Raw genomic sequence first — 21,206 nt, 5'->3', positions numbered from 1 at the left:
AAAACGGTTCGAAAGGATTCACACTGCCGTGATTCGTGAACGTTCACATTTATCGTTTTTTTCTCCGTTACCAGGCGCACTGCCTCTCAAGTCAGTCACAGTTACTGATGATTTCTGGTCTCCACGTCGCGAAATCGTCCGCACGCGCTCACTTTCCCATCAGCAGGCTCAGATGAGCAAACCGGGGCATCATTTTGATGCGCTAAAAATGGCGTGGAAACCTGGCCAGACACCAGAACCTCACATCTTCTGGGATTCAGATATCGCCAAATGGATCGAAGCTGCATCGAATTCTCTGGCCTCCCATCCAGATCCCGCCCTCGAAAAAGCCGTTGATTCCACGATTGAACTGCTTGCCGGCGCCCAGCAGGACGACGGCTATCTCAATACCCATTTCACGCTGGTCGAGCCTGACAAGCGCTGGACAAACTTGCGAGATCAACACGAGCTGTATTGCGCCGGCCATCTCATTGAGGCTGCCGTCGCGCATACGTATGCAACCGGCTCGACAAAACTGCTGGGTGTTGTCACCCGCTATGTCGACCTGATTGACCGTGTGTTTGCAGATGATGGACCCTGCAGTGGCGGCTACCCAGGTCACGAGGAAATTGAACTCGCTTTGGTAAAGTTGGCTCGTCTTACGAACCAGACACGCTATCTTGAATTGGCGCAACGCTTTATTGATCGGCGCGGCCAGAAACCCTCATACTTCGCACTCGAAGAACGCGCGCGGACAGGCATGCAGTCAGATGACACATACGAATATCATCAGGCGCATCGACCCGTACGCGAGCAGGATGAAGCGGTTGGGCACGCAGTGCGAGCCATGTACCTCTATACCGCAATGGCTGACCTCGCAATCGCCACTCACGATCAGCGTCTGCGCGACGCATGCGAGACCCTGTGGAATGACGTGACGACACGCAAAATGTACGTCACGGGCGGAGTGGGATCCGAACCAGCACTCGAATCCTTCGGGCCTGCCTATCATCTGCCGAACGAACACGGCTACGCCGAAACATGCGCAGCTATCGGCCTCGTTTTCTGGGCACAACGCATGGCGTACATGACCGGTCAAGCACGTCACATTGATGTTCTTGAGCGCGCACTGTACAACGGGGTGCTTTCCGGAGCCTCACTCGATGGCATGAGCTATTTCTACGATAATCCTCTTGAGTCCGATGGGACGCGTTCGCGTTCACCGTGGTTTGGATGCGCATGCTGCCCGCCGAATTTCGCACGTCTGCTCGCTTCGCTCGAACACTTTATTTACTCCATCGACGAGGGCGACTCTCCTGCCACTTCGACTGAAGATACCACGTGTCACACTGCTGACGATTACAAGGCTGAAGTGATGACCGTCAATCTCTATATCAGCAGTGAGGCATCGTGGCCTGTTGCAAACGGCAGCATGAAAATCCAGCAGACGAGCAACATGCCATGGGATGGCCACGTCAATCTCACTGTCAGTGCCAGTTCCCCGACAGAGCACATGCTGCGTTTACGAATTCCACAATGGGCTTCGTCATTCACACTGGCCATCAATGGCGAGTCTGTTACCCCTGCGATGTGCGACGGGTACGCGTGCATCGAACGAACGTGGCACGACTCGACGCAGGTGGACCTTCGTCTTGCGATGGACACAACCCGCGTGTGGGCAAATCCCCGCGTAGGAGACTGCGCCGGCAAGGTGGCAATTGAACGTGGACCTCTGGTGTATTGCGCTGAAGAGATTGACAACGATGCACCCATACCATGCATTGCTATAGCCGATTGCTCTGACGCCGATACTTCTTTCAACAATGAGCTTGGTCTCTACGAGCTTCATCTTTCTGCCGCCGCGGCCACCTCCTCGGACAACGCGGCAATGTACTCGCATCACTCGCCGTCATTGACAAGCACTCGCGCAACATTCGTGCCGTACTACGCATGGAATAACCGCGGCCAGGGCGCAATGGCCGTATGGCTCCTGGATGCAGAAAGACTGCGGTAACAGCCTCAACATCCCATGCCGTCTCCGCCCACAACGCTCAGTTCCCCAAGAAAGAAACTACTGTGCGGAAGCGTCCGTGCGCCGGTCGGCTCGCAGTGCCAGCAGTTTCGCCAGTGATACTTCAGCAACGGAGTCAATGATGAGCAGTGAACCGAGGATACCGGCGACCTTGCTCCATCCGGATCGGGGTTTCGAGGTGCGGATCGCCGTTGCCACCAGCATCGCACCGGTTGCAGCTTCCACCGCTGCGCCGACGCGCACAATCCAGGGCTTTTCAAGCGCGGTCGAGTGGTAAGCTTCCCAGATGTTGTGGCCGGTTGCTTCCGGTTCCCGCAGCAGAATGTCAACGCTTCGACCAATTGCATTGGAAATTCCGCGCGCCATGTGAGGCTGCGTTCTCTCAACTGCTTCAGCCTTGCACCTGCCGAGCAGGAAGTCGGCGGCACTATCCGGCAGGCCAACTGCCGCCACGACGGCTTTCACTGCCTCGTCACCGCTCTTTGTGGTGGCGTCAATGAGTGCGTCGGCGTCGGCACCGGGAATCATCGCGGCGATTTCTTTCATATTCGTGTTTTCGCCGACGAGCGCGTCGATTTCGTCGGTGTTTTTCCCGCTGACACCGCGTTTGCCGGGGACCATCAGGTATCGCATTGCCCAGTTGAAGGAAATGACATGTTCAAGATGGTCGTCGGTCACCAGGAATATCTGGAATTCGTCATCTGCCATGGACAGCGTGACCAGCGGCAAATCGCCGAAGTTCCAGCCCAAACGTTCCGGGGGCAGTTCGGCAAAGAGTGCGCGTGCATCGCCGGGCAGCTCAAGATCTGCAATATCGACACCTTCGAGTGCCGCCAACAGTGGGACGGACGATGCGGGAGTCCGTCCGATTTCGATAATGCGCGATTTCACTGCATCGAACGGTTCGTTCATGTCGCCATTGAATTGGGCGCGCAGTTCGTCCTGGCTTAATGAGGCTGTTTCGTCGGCCGTATCTGGTGCGTCCTTTTCGGAATCGTCGTCGCCTGCCTCGTCCGCCCGCGCATCGTCGTGCGGTCCGTCAACAACTTCATCCAGGTGGTCTGACTGGCCGGCGCCAAGTCGCACCTCGGCCTTGTAGGTGGTGGCAAGTTCGTCAGCGAGTTCCTGTTCGGTTGGTCCCGGTTTGAGGATCTCGGAGCGAGGTCCGATGGTGGCGAGCTTGCCATCATCGTTGGATGCCATGACAAAGCCCAGCAGCCGCGTGCTGCGGTCAAACCACTCCAGTCGCGCGACGATTCCTCTCTTGGACAAGTCTTCAGCGACTTCTTCAGGATTGAGTGTCTGGGCAATCATCATGCCGTCAATCCGATTCCACTGTTGCGTCATTGGATCCTCCCACGTTGATTTCACTACCAGTATCTCATCACGAGCAGACGTCTTGCGCCCCATTTTGAGCAGTCAGGCGCCGTTTTCTGCCTTTACACAGCGAAAAGGCTCGGATGGTCACGCTCGACAGCGCGCCCATCCGAGCCTTCTTCACGTCAGTCACCGGCAAGGTGACCGTTCGCGGATGCTGTCAGTGACAGCGGCTCGCGAATGCTTACTTCATCTTGGTGCCGGTGGAGCCCAGACGCTCACATGCCTCGACAACGCGAGCAGCCATGCCAGCTTCAGCAGCCTTGCCCCATGAACGAGGATCGTACTGCTTCTTCACGCCGACCTCGCCGTCGATCTTCAGAACGCCTTCGACGTTCTGCATCATCCAGGCGGCAACGGGACGGGTGAATGCGTACTGCGTGTCGGTGTCGACGTTCATCTTGATGACGCCGTTTTCGACAGCGGTGGCGATTTCCTCAGCGGTCGAACCGGATCCGCCGTGCATCACCAGGTCGAAGGGTCGGTCGCCAGCATCGAACTTCTTGCCCACAGCTTCCTGGATCTCTCCGAGGATCTCCGGGCGCAGCTTGACGAAACCAGGCTTGTACGCACCGTGGACGTTACCGAAGGTCAGCGCTGTGATGTAACGGCCCTTTTCGCCCAGACCCAGTGCCTCGACGGTCTTGATGCCGTCTTCAGGAGTGGTGTAGAGCTTTTCGTTGATCTCGCCCTTGATGCCGTCTTCTTCGCCGCCGACAACACCGATCTCAACTTCAAGAATGGTGTTGGACTTCTGCGACAGCTCCAGCAGTTCCTGAGCGATCTTCAGGTTCTCGTCCAACGGAACGGATGAGCCGTCCCACATGTGGGACTGGTAGAAGGGCAGACGTCCTGCCTTGACCTCTTCGGCTTCCAGTTCCATGAGCGGACGAATCCAGGAATCAATGTTCTGCTTGGCGCAGTGGTCAGTGTGCAGCGCGACGGTGACTGGGTAGTTCTTGGCAACCTCGCGTGCGTATGCAGCCATAGCGAGTGAGCCGGCAACGCGATCCTTGATCGTCGAGCCGGACCAGTATTCTGCGCCGCCCACAGAAACCTGGATGATGCCATCGGATTCTGCTTCCGCGAAGCCTCGCAGAGCTGCAGTCAGAGTTTGGGATGAGGTCACGTTGATCGCAGGGTAAGCAAACTTGCCCTTCTTGGCGCGATCGAACATTTCGTTGTAGACCTCAGGTGTTGCGATAGGCACAGGAGCCTCCTCTTTGAACGACAGTCGGTCAATCAGTATTATCTCATGTTTTGCTCGGCCGTGGAGGGGAGAAAGTCCCGTCCGACCATTGCACACTTATTGGCAGCAGGCCCAGCGCATGAGTGTTGACAATGGCCTCTAGCTCGTCGCCTTTGTTTGCACAACCCATGCCCACATAGCAATGGCAGCGGCATGACCCACATTCATCGACCGGGTCGACCCATACTGCGTGATGTGCAGGATCTGGGAACAAGCCCGCCGCATAGCTTCGCTCAGCCCGCCGCGTTCGGCACCAAAAACCAGGCATGCCCGCTCGGGAATCACGGCCCCTTCGAGCGGGCGCGAGCCCTCCACATTGTCGATGCCGATAAGCGTGATTCCCTGCTCGACGCACTGGCGAGCGAGTGCCTGACAGTCGTCAACATGCGCTACATCCAGGTAGCGATCAGTGACCATCGCGCCTCGACGATTCCACCGCTTACGCCCCACAATCCACACACGTCTGGCGCCAAGAGCGTTAGCGGTGCGCACAATCGAGCCGATATTGAAATCATGCTCGACGTTTTCAATCGCCACATGCAGCCCGGTGGAGCGCTGTGCCATGTCGGCACGGATGGCATCCATGGTCCAGTAACGGTACTGGTCTTCAACGTTTCGCGTATCGCCGTTCGCCAACAAGTCGGGGTCGAGTCGCTCGTCATCGGGCCATGCATTTGATCCCCCTGGCCACGGCCCTACCCCTGCAGGAGAGTTGGATGCTGTTGAACGATTCGTATCCTCCACGGCGACTAGGGTACACGGATAATGAGCACCTCGGTTTCACAGGTCGCCTTGACACTGCACTCCAGCTTGCCCCTCGCCTCGTCTTGCCACTTCTCGACCTGAATACCGCGCACCGCCATACACGCAGACACATGTCGCGACAGCATCTGCACCTTCTTGCCCCGCATCTGCCCACTAACGGTAGATCCTCGATACATTAGAGCCATGAACGAAAACCTCTACGACACGGTGCCGCTCTCGCAGATGCCACCGGCCACTGCCTGGCTGTCCGACATGGATGGCGTCCTGGTCAAGGAAAACCGCGCCCTTCCCGGCGCGCAGGAGTTCCTCGACGCATTGAAATCGCACAACATGCCATTCCTGGTGCTGACGAATAATTCGACGTTCACGAACCGCGACCTGTCCGCCCGACTGGCTCGTTCCGGCCTGGACGTTCCGGAAGACCGTATCTGGACGTCTGCCAACGCGACCGCTGCGTTCCTGTCGCAGCAGTCCCCGCAATCATCGGCTTACATTATTGGCGAGGCCGGCCTGACCACTGCTCTGCACAATGCGGGCTATATCATGACCGACACGGATCCTGAATTCGTGATTCTGGGCGAAACACGCTCCTACGACTTCAACGCGTTGACTCGCGCGATCCGTTTGATCGAAAAAGGCGCGAAGTTCATCGCCACCAACCCCGATGCGACCGGGCCTTCCGACGAGGGCACCCTTCCGGCAACCGGCTCCATTGCCGCGATGATCGAGCGTGCAACAAACCGCTCGCCCTACTACGTAGGTAAACCGAACCCCATTATGATCCGGGCCGCGCTCAATAAAATCGGCGCACACTCCGAGACCGCGGCGATGGTCGGTGACCGTATGGATACCGATATTCAGGCCGGTGTGGAGGCCGGACTGCGCACACACCTCGTGCTCACTGGCTCAACCGATGAACACGAAATTCAGAATTTCCCGTACCGCCCGTTTGGTGTTCACCAAGGCATTGGCGATCTGGTCGAATTGGTCGAAGCCGGGCGCGGCTAAGCTCCGGCCAATCCGCGCCAGGCTGGGATCAGCGTGCAGGCTACCCTCGTGAATCGACCTTCCGGTCAGCACTCACTGAGATCGAGGTAAAAGCTAGTCGAGGTCGAGGTCAGCCAGTCCCAGGGCACTGAAATACGGCAGTCCTTCTGCTTCGATACGCTCTTTGGCACCCGTGGCGCGATCCACAACAACGGCAACTGCCAGGACTTCTGCCCCGGCTTCACGCAGAGCATGGACAGCTTCGATCGGTGAGCCACCCGTGGTGGATGTATCTTCCAGGACGATCACTCGCCTGCCCTGAACGTCTGGGCCTTCGATGCGGCGCTTCATGCCGTGGTCCTTGGCTGCTTTGCGCACCACGAATGCGTCCAGGTTCAGGCCGCGAGAGGCGGCTGCGTGCATCATGGCGGTGGCCACCGGGTCGGCGCCCATCGTCAGACCGCCCACCGCGTCGTAGTCTTCGGGCCCGAAACCAGCTTCTTCCAGCATGTCCAGCATGACGTGGCCGATCAGGGGGCCTGCCTCGTGATGGAGGGTGGCTCGGCGCATATCGACGTAGAAATCAGATTCTTTGCCCGATGCCAGCGTGACGTGCTCGTGGATCACGGCGAGTTCACGTACCAGTTCGGCCAGGCGCGATTTATGGGAGTCATTAGTCATGGGGCAAGCCTACCGCGTGCAGTGCCGGCGCGGAGAGCTTGCCCCATGACATCACATTGGGCATTTCACCTGGGGAGTATTCGCGTGTAGTGGAGTACCCTGGCGCCTCGGTTGCCCGTTCCGTCTGGCGTTCCGCGGCGCCTGTGCCTCCTTTACTGTTTGACGCCACCTGCTGCCAGGCCGGCAACGATGCGGCGCTGGAAGATCAGTACCATGATGACCAGCGGTACGGTGACCACCACGCCGGCCGCCATCTGGGAGCCGAACGGTGTCTCAAACCCGGATACGCCACCGAACTGGGACACAATGACCGGAGCAGTCTTCATGTCCTGCTTGTTGACCATCGTCACGGCAATGAGGAACTCATTCCACGCATTGATAAAGACGATGATGGCAGTGGTGAAAATGCCAGGAGCGGCGATCGGAATGATGACTTTGCGGAAGGCCTGACCTGGCGTGCAGCCATCGACCATTGCGGCCTGTTCCAGTTCGCGCGGCATCTGCCTGAAGAAGCTGGTCAGGTTCCACACGGCCAGCGGCAGTGCGAATGACAGGTCGGGCACAATCATCGACTGATAGGTGTTGATCCATTCCCACTGTGTAAACAGCTTGAGCAACGGCACCACGATGGCGACCAACGGGAACATCGACGAGGCGATGACAATGGTCAGTACCAACGTCTTGCCCGGGAACTCCAGTCGCGCCAGAGCGTACGCGGTGAACGTCGCGACCAGCAGTGCCAGAATCGTCGTCACGCCGGCAACGATCAGCGAGTTCAACAGTGACTGCGTGAACAGGCGGTCTGGCTTGAAGACCTCAACGTAGTTTTCCATGCTCACTTCGCGCGGCCACAGCGTCGTGTCGAAAATGTCGCGCGTGGGACGCAGTGAGGACACGATCATCCAGTAGAACGGAGCCAGACAGAACACCACGATCGCGATGATGCCGATCCATGAGGACGTGTCGAGCAGAGCCGCCTTGACACCTTTGCTTTTCATCGTGTCACCTCCGCAGTCGATCCGGCCTGGGCAGGCGCGTCAGCTCCCCCGGTGGTGGACGAGGGTGGCCTTTGGACTTCTTTCGCTTCCTTCGAACGCTTGAAGAACGCGCTCAAACGCAGCTTCGAGCTCTTCTGCGACTGGCCGTCATCTTCAAACAGTTCTGCGCCGAGCAACTTGATGAAGGCGAAGGATATGAGGAAGACGTAGAGGAACAGGATCACTGCGTACGCAGCACCTGACCCGTATCTCAGGTTTGTTGCCTCATCCTGAACCAGCATGGACAGCGTTTCGACAGATCCTTTACGCGGTCCAATCAGAATGTAGGGCAGGTCGAACATGCGCAGAGCATCGAGAGCGCGGAACAGGACTGCGACAACGAGTGCTGGTTTGACCAGTGGAAGCGTGATGGACAGGAAACGACGCCATGCGTTTGCACCGTCAATCTTGGCTGCCTCGTAGACTTCCTCGGGAATGATCTGCAGACCGGCCAGGGTCAGCAGTCCGATGAACGGCGCCGTCTTCCACGTGTCGGCGATGATGATGGCGAATTTGGCGGGCCATTCAGATGTCGCCCACAGGATCTGCGTATTGAGCAGGGCGTTCGCAGCTCCGTGCGCATCGAAGATCCACTTCCACAGCACGGCCGAGATGGCAGTGGGAATGGCCCATGGCACGAGGATTGCCGCACGGACGAATCCGCGCGCCTTGATGGCCTGGTGCATGATGAGCGCCATGATCACGCCGAGGACGGTTTCGATACTGACTGTGACAAACGCGAAGAATGTCGTGTTCCAGAACGCGGTCCAGAATCGTGCGCCGGTGTCTCCGGCGAAAATGTTGATGTAATTGTCCAGTCCAACGAATGGCTCGGTATCGTTGACGAATCCTGTTTCAGGATCGATTCCCTTGGCGCCGAACAGCGACTGATACAGAGCCGAAATCGTGGGGAACAAAATGACGATTGAAATAACGATGATGGTGGGCGAAACAAGCAGTGCCGCCAGGCGACTTTGCTGTTTCTGCGACTCAGATTTTCCGCGACGTTGCGTCTTCTGAGCGGGTGCTTTCGCCATGAGTTCTTCCTCCTGGAAAGCGCGCTAAGGCTCCTGGTTGGGTGGCACAAGCCACCCAACCAGGAGCGGTGACAATGTTACTGCTGAGCAGATGTGAGCTCGGTGAGTTTAGCGCTCAGGTCCTTAACCGCCTGTTCGGACGTGGCCTGTCCCTGCAGTACGGGGAAGACGGCATCCTGGATCGCTGCCGACACGTCGCCGTAGTTCACAACCTGCGGGCGCGGTGCAGCGCTCTCGATGGAGCCCTTCAGCGCCGGCAGATACGGGTACTGGTCAATCAGTTCCTGATCGTCGTACAGCGCGGAGTAGATCGGGGCCAGTGTCTGCTCGGTGAGCAGGCGCTTCTCGATATCTTCTGAGGTGAACCACTTGATGAAGTCGTACGCGGTTGCCTTGTTCTTGCAGAAGCTGGAGATGGCGACGTTGTGGCCGCCCAGTGAGGACATGCCTCCTTCAGGCTGATCTGCGGTCAAACCAGGCAGCGGAGCAACTCCGAACTTGTCGCCCAGCTTTTCCTTGGTCAGGGAGTACTGGTATGGCCAGTTGCGGTAGTAGACCAGGCGGTCGCTCTCGAATGCTGCGCGGCCTTCTTCTTCCTTGTAAGTCAGGGCTTCTTCAGGAATGAAGTTATCCTTGAAGGCGTTTTCAAGCGTCTGCAGGCCCTTGAGGGCTTCAGGCGAGTCGACAACCACTTCGCCCTCGGGGCTGACAATCTGTCCGCCGGCGGAGTGAATGGCTTCGTCAACATTGACCGTCAGGCCTTCGTACTTGGCCATCTGTCCGCCATAGCACCCGATGTCTGAATGACCGTCGAGGCCGCGCACAGCTTCGCAGCCTTTCTTCATGTCATCCCACGTCTTGGGCGGATCGGTCACGCCGGCCTGCTCAAGCAGGTCCTTGCGGTAGTACAGAATGCCACCATCAGAAGCGTATGGAACGGCGTAAAGTTGGTCACGGTACAGGCCTGTCTGCCACACAGCCGGCAGAATCTTGTCCTTTTCGAAGTCTGCCTCGTTGAGCGGCTCAACCCAGCGGTGAGCAGCAAATTCGGCGACGTGGATGTTGTCCAGAGAAATAACGCAGTATGCATCTGATTGGGTCTGAGCGTTCTGAACCATCGAGTTGCGCTGCTGATCGGCTTCGGCCGACAGCTCGATCATCTCAACCTTTTCGTCCGGGTGGTCCTTGTTCCAATCCTCCAACATGGGAGCCATCAGACCGGAGTTGTCTTTACCCTGCACATAGGTGATGGGGCCGCGCCCCTCGAATTCACCGGTTGCGCCGCCACCAGAGGCACCTGAGTCCCCTGATGTCTGTCCGCCACCGCCACTGCTACATGCCGTCATCAGCACCATCGCAGCAGCGCCAGCTGCCAAGGCAATTCCTTTTCTGGTTGCCATTTGCGTTCACTCCTTCGTGTCAAAAAACCTGAATTTGGTGGTCTCTCAGATCGAGCCGCCTCTCAGGTGCCGATCAACGATCGACGTCGCTTTCACTCTACAACGTTTTCTCCACAAAATGTATGCGATTGCAGCGCGTTACATTTGTTTACATTTGGTAACAATTTTGGCAAACTTGCCCGCACAACGCCCCGCGATGCTAGCAGCCCCGTCACGCTACATGTGCGGCACGGCGCGCATCACCTTACGCATCAACCACCGCGGAGTCAGCCGAGAGACCACATTCGCGCTCTTATACAGCGCAGTCGGCGTCACCAGCACCCGCCCTCGACGAACGGCCTCAAGAGCTTGCGAGACCACCGTTTCCGCATCCGACCAGATCCATCCCGGTGTGTCGGACACATCAACATCAGCTGCCTTGTGGAAGTTTGTGCGCGTCATGCCCGGTGATACAGCGGTGACAGTCACCCCGGTTCCTTCCAGTTCGAACGCCAATCCTTCGCTGAAGGCTTTCACCCACGCTTTGTGCGCGCTATAGGTACCCATCCCGGTCTCTGCAGCGATGGAGGAGATGTTGCAGATGGCGCCTACTCCTCGTCGGCGCATGGCACGACCAGCGTGGTACGACAGCACCATGACGGCTCGCACCATCACATCCAGGGCCTGCTCTTCCGTCTCCAGTTCGTTGTCGAGGAACTCCTCCCCCAGACCCATCCCTGCGTTATTGACCAGCAGGCCCACCGGTGCACATCCAGATTCATCATCAGGCTGAACGTCGAGACGCTCGGCAACCCGCTGTACGTCCCCGGTTTGCGACAGGTCAGCTGCGATCACCTCGGTCGTGATGTTCGCGATCTGCTCCAGACGATTGGACAGGTCATCGAGTTTTTCCTGCGTGCGGGCAACCAGAACCAGATCATGTCCCGCCTCGGCAAGTTGCCAGCAGAATTCTTCTCCCAGACCTGATGTTGCTCCCGTGACTAAAGCTGTACCCATAACCTCATCGTAAGGTCGCCGGCGCATGCATGCTCGCTCAGTGACCAGCATGCGCCGACGGATCCATGCTCGCTCAACGCTTGGCCTGCGCCGGTAGGGTGGAGACATGAGGATTGGAACCTGGAACATTAACTCAGCCCGTACCCGCGTCGACCGCGTCATCGAGTGCTGCGCGCGGTGGAATCTGGACGTACTGGCAATGCAGGAGATCAAATGCAAGCCGGGTCAGTTCCCGATTGACGCGTTCACCGATGCCGGCTACCGCGTGGAGGTTCACGGACTCAACCAGTGGAATGGCGTGGCGATCGCTTCCAGGCTTCCCATTCTCAGCGTATCCCGCGACTTTCCGGGAGCGCCCACATGGGGAGATCCTGCGCGCGTCGAAGCGCGTGCCCTGCGAGTGCGGATCGACGATGGAACGCCTGAAGGACTGGATGTGTGGAGTCTGTATGTTCCGAACGGCCGCGAGATTGACCACCCGCACTACCAGTACAAACTCCAGTGGCTCGCCGCACTGCGCGCTGCCGTTTCACCTTACGTTGCAGGCGATTCCAGCGGGGTGTCCAAGGGCGATGCCCCGGGTGAGGACACACTGGCCGAGGGCGGCGCTGTCCCACCTGCAACGGCATCGGATGAGGGCGGCTCACCGAGCGCACTGCTGGTGGGCGACTGGAATGTGGCACCGCGCGATGAGGACGTGTGGGATATCGACTTCTTCGACGGCCGCACCCACGTCACACAGCCAGAGCGTTCCGCCTTTGAGGCTTTTGCAGCCGATGGATGGGTGGAAGCGACTCGTCCTCGCGTCACGAACTACACGTACTGGGACTACCAGCAGCTGCGTTTCCCTCGTAACGAAGGAATGCGCATTGACTTCATGTATGCGACGCCTGCACTTGACGCCCGCATCACGCAGGCGTGGATTGATCGCGATGAACGCAAAGGCAAGGGAGCCTCTGACCACGTGCCGGTCATCGTTGAGATCGCACATTAGGGTCCCTCTGCCCGAGGTGGCCGCACAACGCATACTCTCAATGCGTGGAGCGCAGACAAATGGGCCGGCAGCAGAGCATTATCGGAGGCTGTCGCCAACAGGGCACCGTTGCAAGGCGTCGCCAGCAGTGCCCTTATGCGAAGCGCTCAAGAATCTGATCATTGAGCAGGCACCAATTCTTCTTGTGCCAACTGCCAAACTTCTCTGTGCCGACGAATACAGCCGCCAGGTCTCGACCACGATCAACCCAGATGAACGAGCCAGACACTCCGAAGTGCCCAAACGTTGCGGGGTCGGCATGCTGAGATGTCCAATGCGGCGATTTGTGGCCGCGGATCTCCACGCCCAGCCCCCAGGGGCACGGGCGGTGCTTACGGTATCCAGGCACGAAGCCATCCAGATCAGGGAACTGCACTGACACGGATTGTTGATCAAGGTCCTCGCTGATCAGCGTGGGTGCGAGGAGCTCCTGAGCCAGAGCAACCAGATCCGCCGCGCTTCCCACCGCTGAGTAGGCAGGCGATCCGGGCACATCCGCTGTCGTCATTCCCAGCGGCTCCAGGACACTCAGCTCGATCCAGCGACTGAGTTCTTCACCTGTGGCCTCGCTTGTTGCCTCCCCTAAGATGTCGAAGCCTGCGTTGGAATAGATCCGCTCCGTTTCTGGGGGCACCTGCGCCTCGCGCGAGTCGGCTGCAATTCCGGAGGCGTGAGCCAGCAGGTGACGCACGGTAGATCCTGCCGGCCCCAGCGGATCATCAAGGTTCATCAGGTGCTGGTCAATTGCCACAAGGATGGCGCGTGAGGCGATGACTTTCGTGACCGATGCCAGAGGGTAGACCACTGACTCATCGCCTTGCACATACAGCGTGCGGTCGCTGCGCACCACTGCGAGCGCGTGTTCGAACGGGACGGGGTACAGATCCATGTCAGCCACTATGCCTCCAGGTTACGAACTGAGAGTCCCTGCCACTCGCAGGAAACGTGCATAAACGTCACCGACTTCTTCAGGGATCGCCTGGCCCACTTTCAGTGTTGTGTCCGAATCCAGTCCGAGGAGTCGGTGGGTCTGTGCCAGGAAGATAGCCACTGTTTGGAGCCCCGTCTCCTCATCGTCGGAGTAGCGGGCCTGCAGAGACAGGCCGAACCATATCTGCATAAGGGTTTTCGCCAGGAACGCCGGACTGAGATCGGTCTTGACAATGCCCTCAGATGCCAAGCGGGTCACCTCGTCGCGCAGGAAATCGTGGATCGCATAGATCCTCGCGACGAAGTGATCGTGAACAGGGTGCGTCGTTGATGCTGCTTCAACTGCAAGAATGCACTCCAGGTCAATAATCATCGAGACATCCGGGTTGTTCGCCAATCTCATCATGGCGATCGCAAAGTCGAACAGCGTTTCGGGAATGACGCGCGCCTGAACGGTCCGGCCATTTTCGGCGTCTTCCACGAAATCAACCAGCCCCGCTCGTTCCTCCATGCGGTTGATCACAGAACCCAGCAGCGCTTCTTTTGATGGGAAGTGGTAGATGACCGCAGGATGGGATATTCCCACTTCACGACCGATGTCACGCAATGATATGCCGGCGAAGCCACGGCGCGAGATGAGCGACATCGCCACGTTCAGGATAGATTCGCGGGTGGCCAGGCCAGTCGAGTATGAACCGCGATTCTTGCGCCCTGTCGTCACGATTGCCACCTCAACATGTCTTTGAACCGGTGCTTTGAATGCGCCACGGATAGATCCGTCCCCAGTCTATCTGCAACTCGGCATCAAACTGAGCCGCCCTCGCCAAACTAGACGAAGGCGGCACCAGTGATCACCCCACCAATTATTCACTTGCGATTTTACCTGTCAGGATCGGCGGGTGCAGGATTTCCCGACGCTTACTCGGCGCTGTCGTCCGGCGTGTATTCGCTTTGCTCGGCGCTGTGGTCCGGCGAATGATCGCCATACTCGTCGCCATCAGGCTCGGATGGCCTGACGCGCTGCATCGTCAGGGATCTGAGATCCTCGCTGACATCCACGCGCACTTCGTCACCGTCATGCACCTGGCCGGACAGAATCATCGTGGCCAGTCGGTCCCCCACCTCGCGCTGAACAGTGCGACGCAACGGACGAGCACCATAGGCCGGATCGTATCCTGCCCGAGTCAGCCATCCGCGTGCCGGTTCGGTCACCGTCAGCGCGATGCGCCGGTCAGCCAGTCGACGGGCAAGCGCCGCAACCTGAAGGTCCGCGATTTGCGCCAGCTCTTCACTGGTGAGCGGTTCAAACATGAGGACCTCATCAAGACGGTTGAGGAACTCAGGTTTAAATGCCATCCGCACCTGCTGCATGACCGCGTCATGGCGTTCCTGCTGTGACAGCGCGCTGTCGGCGAGGAACTGTGAGCCCAGGTTCGATGTCAGAATAAGGATCGTGTTGCGGAAGTCAACCGTGCGTCCCTGCCCGTCGGTCAGTCGCCCGTCGTCCAGGACCTGCAACAGGATGTTGAAGATCTCAGGATCGGCCTTCTCGACCTCGTCCAACAGAATGACGCAGTACGGGCGGCGGCGAACAGCCTCGGTGAGCTGACCGCCTTCCTCGTATCCGACATATCCGGGCGGAGATCCGACCAGGCGGGCAACCGAATGCTTCTCGGAATACTCGCTCATGTCGATTCGCACCATGGCGCGCTCATCGTCGAAGAGGAAGTCCGCCAGCGAGCGTGCCAGCTCGGTCTTACCGACACCAGTGGGTCCGAGGAACAGGAATGATCCATCGGGACGGTTCGGGTCAGATAGCCCGGCGCGCGAACGACGCACCGCATCGGCTACGGCGCGAACAGCCTTCTTCTGACCGATCAGTCGCTTGCCGATCACGTCTTCCATCTCAAGCAGTTTCTCGGTTTCCCCCTGGAGCAGGCGCCCCACAGGAATTCCGGTCCATGACTCGACGACTTCCGCGATGGTGGTGGCATCGACTTTCTCCGCGATCATCGGCTCAGGCGTGCTGCCGTCTGCCGCGTCACGTTCGGCCTCCGACTCGGCCTGCTCGATCTGGTGTTCGACAGCGGGGATCTCGCCGTTTTGCAAGCGACCGGCTTCCTCCCATTTGTTCTGGCGGATCGCCAGCTCCAGTTGAGTGCGCAGGTCATCGAGCGTGACACGCAGGTCACCGACCTTGTTGTGTCCGGCCTTTTCAGCCTCCCACCGGCTGGTCAGCGCGTTGAGTTCTTCCTGCCGGTCAGCCAGGTCCTTGCGCAGCTTCACCAGGCGTTCCTGCGTGGCAGCATCCCCCTGATCGGGGTCGGACTCGGCAAGGTAGGACTCCTCCATGCGCAGCCTGTCCACCTGGCGACGCAGCTGATCAATTTCCACGGGGCTGGAATCCAGTTCCATACGCAGCCTGGATGCGGCCTCGTCAATCAGGTCAATCGCCTTGTCGGGTAGTTGCCTCCCGGTAATGTAGCGGTCGGACAGTTGCGCAGCAGCGACGAGGGCACCGTCGGAAATCGTGACTTTGTGGTGTGCTTCGTACTTGGGTGCAATGCCGCGCAGAACGGCGATGGTGTCCTCCACTGACGGCTCCCCGATAAAGACCTGCTGGAAACGGCGTTCCAGCGCAGGGTCCTTTTCGATGTTTTCGCGGTACTCGTCCAGCGTGGTGGCACCCACCATCCGCAGCTCGCCGCGCGCCAGCATGGGTTTGAGCATGTTGCCCGCATCCATTGACCCTTCGGCTGCACCGGCGCCAACAACTGTGTGCAGCTCATCAATGAAGGTGATGATCTGCCCGTCCGAACGTGCAATTTCGTTGAGAACGGCTTTGAATCGCTCCTCGAAGTCGCCACGATACTTGGCACCTGCCACCATCGATGAGATGTCCAGTGACACGACTCGTTTGTCTTTGAGCGAGTCGGGCACGTCACCGGCAACAATTCGTTGCGCCAAGCCTTCGACCACAGCGGTCTTGCCGACACCGGGTTCACCGATCAGCACAGGGTTATTCTTCGTGCGTCGTGACAGGACCTGAATGATGCGGCGGATCTCGTTGTCACGGCCGATGACCGGGTCGAGTTTTCCTTCACGTGCCACCTGCGTCAGGTCGCGACCGTATTTCTCGAGTGCTTCAAATGAGCCTTCGGGGTTGGCCGACGTGATCGGGTCAGGGCGCAGCTGCGAAAGTGCACGGGTCAGCGCTTCTTCCGTCGCCCCCTGATCGGTCAGGATCTTTCCTGCATCCGTGCCCGAGGCTGCGAGCGCGATGAGCAGGTGTTCGGTTGACGTGTACTGGTCTCCGCCCTCTTTCGCCCTGCGCTGCGCGTCGGTGATGACGGTGAGCAGCGTGCGGGATGTGGCGGGCTGAGTGGTCGTGGCACCTTGTGTGGAGGGCAGTTTCACCAAAGCGCTGCGGGTGCGTGCGCCCACGACCTTCCGGTCTGCTCCAACGCTTGCCAGCAGGGACAGGGCGATACCCTCGTTTTGTTCGAGCAGTGCGCCCAGCAGATGCAGGGGCTCGACCTGCGGATTGGATGCGGCTGCCGCTGACTGCAGCGCCGATCCGATGGCTTCCTGAGCCTTCGTTGTGAACTCTTCGCTCACGTGTACCTCCTGAAGTGTTGCCCCTCAGCCACCTTCCGGACCGTTAGTTTTCGGTCGACGAGGGAGTCTGACGGGCTTCGTTGTCTGATCTACTCATTACAACGACACACACCTTGAGTCTATTCCACTCAACTTTGTGATTCAGGAGTTCAGTTGCCGACCTCACTGTGCACAGCCTGCAGGCGTTCTTCGCGCAGGCGCTGCACGCCGGGAACAGTCAGTTCAGACAGGTCTGTCATCGCTATTCCCATTGCCTGGCTCAGCAGGTAGTCAGCCAGCTGCGGGTTGCGCGCCAGGACGGGGCCGTGCATATAGGTGGCGATGATAGACCCCTGGTGGACACCGTCGCATGCTCCGTCGCCTGTATTGACGCCGTTGCCCGTTCCGCGGATGACGGTTCCCAGTGGCGTGGCATCCGGTCCGCATGTTGTGGCACCGCCATGATTTTCAAATCCTGTGAGCAGGTCGGTCAGCCCGTCGATTCGGGGCGTGGTGAGAATCTCACCGATAGTTCTGCTGCCCTGAGGTGCGGTGGTGACGTCCAGGAATCCCAAACCGGGCACGCGCACTGCGTTAGCATCCTCGTACCATTGGCCCAGCACCTGCAGGGAGGCGCAGATCGCCAGAATGGGGGCACCCCGCTCAACAGCGCGTTTCAGCCCGGTGCCGTCACTCATTTTTCGAGCGGCGAGAGCCTGGGCGGTGTCCTCTCCCCCACCCAGGGTGTACAGGTCAAGGTCTTCAGGCACGCGTGTGTCCAGGTCGACGCTGATGATGTCAGCATCAATTCCGCGCCTGCGTGCGCGTTCGCACAGCACCACCGCGTTGCCGGTATCGCCGTACGTGCCCAGTACTTCGGGGTAGAGCACACCGATCCGCAAGGTTGATTCACTCATCGCGTCCTCCCTCGGCCGTCGTCTGCGTGCTCTGCGTACCGGCGTGGCGTTCTTTTTCGCGCCGGTCAATTTCACGTTTCGTGTCACGAAATGACGTGTAGTTTGCCAGGAATTCGATGCGTCCTTCAGCACAGCGCGTCAATGCCTCGATCGTGTCGGGCACACATTCACAGTGGATACCTGCATATTCGAGGCGCACAGCCAGATCCGCCGCGCGTTCCCCCGACGCCACGACGCGTTCGGCGCACGGATACTGTTGGAGCACTGAAAAGTCCACGTCCCACAGCCATGACAGGTCTTCGCCATCAGGGATCTGCCCGTTCACCGCGATGACCAGTCCGTTCGCAGTGGCATCCACCATCGTCATGGCTTCCTGCCACCCGGCCGGGTTCTTCGCCAGCATCATACGCACGCGGCGACCATTGACCTCGTGAGTGGAATACCTCCCTGCTACTTCTCTGACCTCACCGATCGCCCGACTCGCGCCGTCAATGTCGACGCCCACTTGATGCGCAGCCACGATCGCGTGCGCCGCGTTGCCGAGGTTCGCTGCTCCAGGCAAATTCAGTTTCACGTCGGTGGCGTGGCCCTCGCGCGAACGAAGTGTCGCCTGGCCGGACGCCTCGACCTTTTCCAGCCACCAGTCAGGTTCGGGACGCCGATAGGGGTGGTCTGCCCCGACTACATGCCAATCATCGCCTTGACGCACGAGCCTGCCGCCGCGGGGAAATCCTGCTGAGTCCGCCCCCCACGTGGTACCGGCTGCCACCCAGATCACCGACTTCGCATCCCATGCGGCTGAAGCGATCAGGGGATCATCACAGTTCGCAACAATGGTTGCATCGGGGTGGGCATTGACTGCCTGACGCAGCCGCCGCTCCACTGTGCCGATTTCACCGACACGATCCAGCTGGTCGCGTGACAAGTTGAGCAGCACCATCACTGCAGGGTTGACCTGTCCGGCAACGATCGGCAGGTGCATTTCATCGACTTCCAGTGCAGCGAATTGTGCGCGAGGCGCCATCATGAACGCACTGACAATGCCGGGCGGCATGTTGTCGCCGTTCACGTTCGAGGCAACCTGCCCGCGTGTGGACAGCGCTGCGCGAATCATTCGCGTCGTCGTGGATTTACCGTTCGTGCCGGTGACTGTGACGCAACGGCACCCTCGGGACACTTCCGAAAGAACGTTTGGAGCCAGTGCGAGGGCGACTCTCCCACCGATCATTCCGCCTGAACCTCGTCCCAGAGCACGAGAGGCGGTGCGAGCCAGCGATCCAATTCCCGTTGCCACGCGGGAGCGAAGGGATCGCGACGAGTTCGACGATGGTCGGGTCGAATCATGAGGCACTGTCATGAGGTCACATTAGCGCGGCAAAGGCCCGCACCTCCACTTTCAGCTGGTGTGGTGCGGACCTTGAAAAAGCACATGCGCTTCCATGTCGATATGGTGGGGCATATCGCTGAGGTCTCGCCTCGTGGGGCGCATCGGTCGGGTCCTGCCCGTCCCGAGAGGCGTAGAGGTTGAGCCTAGCCGTCGCGACGCGCTTGCCAGTCATTCATCCAGAAACTCACCAGGTCCATCAGCTGAGTAGGCGCCCATCTGACCAGTGCTCCACCGTGGAACGTCAGTTCAGTCCCTGTTGATGCGCCTGTGTCCACCGGCGTGTCAGCACCTCGCCGGGCCGAACCCGGACGCTCGCCACGACGCAGTGAAGAGACTTCACCTGTCGGTGAGGCGGCAAAGACACGGTCGCGTCGCCGCCTGACTTCATCGAGCTGATGTTCGAGCGCGTCACGTTCGCCTTCAAGCTGTTCGAGTGCCCGCTCCAGGTCGAGGATTCTGCGAATTCCCGCCAGATTAATGCCCTCTTCCTGGGACATGACCTGGACGGCGCGCAGACGTTGGATGTCACGGTGCGTGTAGCGCCGCCCTCGTCCCTTGGTGCGGGCAGGCGTCACCAGGCCCAGGCGGTCATACTGCCGAAGCGTCTGCGGATGCATGCCTGCCAGTTCTGCCGCCACAGAAATCACGAACGTCGTTTGCGAGTGAGAAGGCAGCATGTCTTACGCCTCCGCCCGCTTTGCAAGGTCAGCGCGTGGATCCCAGTCACCCAGCGACGCGCTGAAGGCGTCGAGCGCCTCGCGCTGCTGTTTCGTGAGCTTCGTGGGGACAGCAACCTGCACCTCGACCATCAGGTCACCACGACGCTTCCCGTTGGGCGCTCCGCGGTGGCGCAGTCTCAATACGGCGCCTGACTGCGTGCCTGCGGGGATCTTCATGGCGACATGTGAGCCGTCAGGAAGAGGCACGCTGACTTTGGCGCCCAATGCTGCCTCCGACATCGTCACCGGCAGCTGCATCCGCAGGTCGTCACCGTCGCGCGAATAAACAGGGTGCCTGGCCACGTTGATCGTGACGATCAGGTCACCGTTCTTCCCGCCATTTGAGCCGGGACGCCCCTTGCCGCGCAGACGGATCTTCTGACCGTCCTTCACGCCGGCAGGGATGCGCACCGTCATCGAATGACCGTCAACGGTCATCCGCACGGTGGTGTCTTCCATGGACTGACGGAACGTCAGTGTAGTGGAGGCACGCAGGTCATTTCCACGTTGGGGTCGAGGACCACCAAAACCTGCTCCGGGCGCTCCCTGACCGAATGAGCCCGACCCGTAGGGGCCAGACTGTCCGCCGGCGCTGCCGCCGAACAGGTTCGAGAACATATCCTCAAAGCCTGCTCCGCCGCCGCCCTGGGTGCTGTAGCGCACTCGGGTCTGACCACCCGGCCCACCAGCACCGCCGCCGAACAGGTTGGAGAACAGGTCTTCAAAGCCTGCTCCGCCTGCCGCACCGCCGGGGCCTGCCTGGAATCGTGCCCCGCCACCTGCCATTGAGCGCAGCGCATCGTATTGTTTGCGCTGTTCAGGATCTGACAGGACGGCGTAGGCTTCACCGATTTCCTTGAAACGCTCTTCGGCTTTCGCATCTCCAGGATTCTGATCGGGGTGCCACTTTCGGGCAAGCTTGCGGTAGGCCTTCTTAATGGCTGCCGCGTCGGCGTCTTTCCCGACTCCCAGAGTCTTGTAGAAATCTTTTTCCAACCAATCTTGTCCGCTCATGTCACCTCATCTCCCGGTTGTCTGCCTGTGAGCAGTTCGTTTTCTCGTGGGCATCGGTTAATGCCCGTC

At 59.4% G+C, this 21,206-nt stretch carries 19 protein-coding genes; 3 read left to right on the top strand and 16 right to left on the bottom strand.

The genetic code is table 11. The features are described 5' to 3' along the window. The first annotated feature begins 28 nt into the window (after positions 1–28). Entirely contained in the window at positions 29–1,993 is a 1,965-nt protein-coding gene (locus tag AC1EJZ_RS02620; protein ID WP_480293901.1) for a glycoside hydrolase family 127 protein, read from the top strand. Between the two features lie 57 nt (positions 1,994–2,050). On the opposite strand, the gene AC1EJZ_RS02615 is transcribed toward AC1EJZ_RS02620, so the two are convergent. From AC1EJZ_RS02615 to AC1EJZ_RS02600, 4 genes are all read right to left on the bottom strand, one after another. Continuing rightward, a complete protein-coding gene (locus tag AC1EJZ_RS02615; RefSeq protein ID WP_480293900.1) occupies positions 2,051–3,358 on the bottom strand; it encodes a hypothetical protein in 1,308 nt (435 codons plus the stop codon). 214 nt (positions 3,359–3,572) lie between these two features. After that, complete coding sequence (gene fbaA / locus AC1EJZ_RS02610; RefSeq protein ID WP_058237279.1) at positions 3,573–4,598, bottom strand: class II fructose-bisphosphate aldolase; 1,026 nt, start codon at positions 4,596–4,598, stop codon at positions 3,573–3,575. A gap of 138 nt (positions 4,599–4,736) precedes the next feature. Beyond that, positions 4,737–5,381, bottom strand: a complete 645-nt coding sequence (locus tag AC1EJZ_RS02605; RefSeq protein WP_480293899.1) for a TrmH family RNA methyltransferase — start codon at positions 5,379–5,381, stop codon at positions 4,737–4,739. Positions 5,382–5,386: 5 nt separating this feature from the next. Beyond that, positions 5,387–5,587 (bottom strand): hypothetical protein, encoded by a 201-nt coding sequence (locus tag AC1EJZ_RS02600; protein ID WP_285014870.1) that lies wholly within the window; start codon positions 5,585–5,587, stop codon positions 5,387–5,389. Here AC1EJZ_RS02600 and AC1EJZ_RS02595 point away from each other — a divergent pair. Then, positions 5,586–6,410 carry an HAD-IIA family hydrolase gene (locus AC1EJZ_RS02595; RefSeq protein WP_058237281.1) on the top strand — a complete coding sequence of 275 codons (825 nt, stop codon included), beginning with the start codon at positions 5,586–5,588 and terminating at the stop codon, positions 6,408–6,410. The genes AC1EJZ_RS02600 and AC1EJZ_RS02595 overlap by 2 nt on opposite strands. Positions 6,411–6,503: 93 nt before the next feature. Here the strand turns inward: AC1EJZ_RS02595 and pyrE are convergent, their stop codons facing one another. From pyrE to AC1EJZ_RS02570, 5 genes are all read right to left on the bottom strand, one after another. Next, positions 6,504–7,070, bottom strand: coding sequence for an orotate phosphoribosyltransferase (gene pyrE, locus AC1EJZ_RS02590; RefSeq protein WP_058237282.1), 567 nt, complete (start codon positions 7,068–7,070; stop codon positions 6,504–6,506). Positions 7,071–7,222: 152 nt separating this feature from the next. Then, a complete protein-coding gene (locus AC1EJZ_RS02585; RefSeq protein ID WP_058237283.1) occupies positions 7,223–8,068 on the bottom strand; it encodes a carbohydrate ABC transporter permease in 846 nt (281 codons plus the stop codon). Further along, positions 8,065–9,144, bottom strand: coding sequence for a carbohydrate ABC transporter permease (locus tag AC1EJZ_RS02580; RefSeq protein WP_058237284.1), 1,080 nt, complete (start codon positions 9,142–9,144; stop codon positions 8,065–8,067). The genes AC1EJZ_RS02585 and AC1EJZ_RS02580 overlap by 4 nt, the downstream gene beginning before the upstream one ends. A gap of 77 nt (positions 9,145–9,221) precedes the next feature. Then, positions 9,222–10,544, bottom strand: coding sequence for an ABC transporter substrate-binding protein (locus AC1EJZ_RS02575; protein ID WP_058237285.1), 1,323 nt, complete (start codon positions 10,542–10,544; stop codon positions 9,222–9,224). A 216-nt stretch (positions 10,545–10,760) separates the two neighbouring features. Beyond that, entirely contained in the window at positions 10,761–11,540 is a 780-nt protein-coding gene (locus tag AC1EJZ_RS02570; RefSeq protein WP_058237286.1) for an SDR family NAD(P)-dependent oxidoreductase, read from the bottom strand. A gap of 106 nt (positions 11,541–11,646) precedes the next feature. Between AC1EJZ_RS02570 and AC1EJZ_RS02565 the strand changes: the two genes are divergently transcribed. Next, the gene (locus AC1EJZ_RS02565) at positions 11,647–12,534 is read left to right on the top strand and encodes an exodeoxyribonuclease III (protein WP_480293898.1); all 888 of its coding nucleotides are present in this window, start codon (positions 11,647–11,649) and stop codon (positions 12,532–12,534) included. 133 nt (positions 12,535–12,667) lie between these two features. On the opposite strand, the gene AC1EJZ_RS02560 is transcribed toward AC1EJZ_RS02565, so the two are convergent. The 7 genes from AC1EJZ_RS02560 to AC1EJZ_RS02530 all read right to left on the bottom strand — a co-directional run bounded on the left by AC1EJZ_RS02560 (position 12,668) and on the right by AC1EJZ_RS02530 (position 21,137). Beyond that, the gene (locus tag AC1EJZ_RS02560; RefSeq protein ID WP_480293951.1) at positions 12,668–13,462 is read right to left on the bottom strand and encodes a serine hydrolase domain-containing protein; all 795 of its coding nucleotides are present in this window, start codon (positions 13,460–13,462) and stop codon (positions 12,668–12,670) included. A 21-nt stretch (positions 13,463–13,483) separates the two neighbouring features. Next, positions 13,484–14,224, bottom strand: a complete 741-nt coding sequence (locus AC1EJZ_RS02555; RefSeq protein ID WP_074026269.1) for a TetR/AcrR family transcriptional regulator — start codon at positions 14,222–14,224, stop codon at positions 13,484–13,486. A gap of 197 nt (positions 14,225–14,421) precedes the next feature. Beyond that, positions 14,422–17,121: an ATP-dependent chaperone ClpB gene (clpB, locus tag AC1EJZ_RS02550; RefSeq protein ID WP_480293897.1), complete on the bottom strand. Its 2,700-nt coding sequence runs from the start codon at positions 17,119–17,121 to the stop codon at positions 14,422–14,424. Between the two features lie 149 nt (positions 17,122–17,270). Further along, a complete protein-coding gene (locus AC1EJZ_RS02545; RefSeq protein WP_480293896.1) occupies positions 17,271–18,017 on the bottom strand; it encodes a type 1 glutamine amidotransferase in 747 nt (248 codons plus the stop codon). After that, positions 18,010–19,374, bottom strand: a complete 1,365-nt coding sequence (locus AC1EJZ_RS02540) for a Mur ligase family protein (RefSeq protein ID WP_074026209.1) — start codon at positions 19,372–19,374, stop codon at positions 18,010–18,012. The genes AC1EJZ_RS02545 and AC1EJZ_RS02540 overlap by 8 nt, the downstream gene beginning before the upstream one ends. 173 nt (positions 19,375–19,547) lie before the next feature. Beyond that, positions 19,548–20,081, bottom strand: a complete 534-nt coding sequence (locus AC1EJZ_RS02535; protein WP_058237290.1) for a heat shock protein transcriptional repressor HspR — start codon at positions 20,079–20,081, stop codon at positions 19,548–19,550. Positions 20,082–20,084: 3 nt separating this feature from the next. After that, positions 20,085–21,137, bottom strand: a complete 1,053-nt coding sequence (locus AC1EJZ_RS02530) for a DnaJ C-terminal domain-containing protein (protein ID WP_480293895.1) — start codon at positions 21,135–21,137, stop codon at positions 20,085–20,087. Positions 21,138–21,206 lie beyond the last annotated feature (69 nt).

This window comes from Pauljensenia sp. C0170B5 (assembly GCF_056590195.1).
This window is presented reverse-complemented; position numbering and strand designations above follow the sequence as displayed.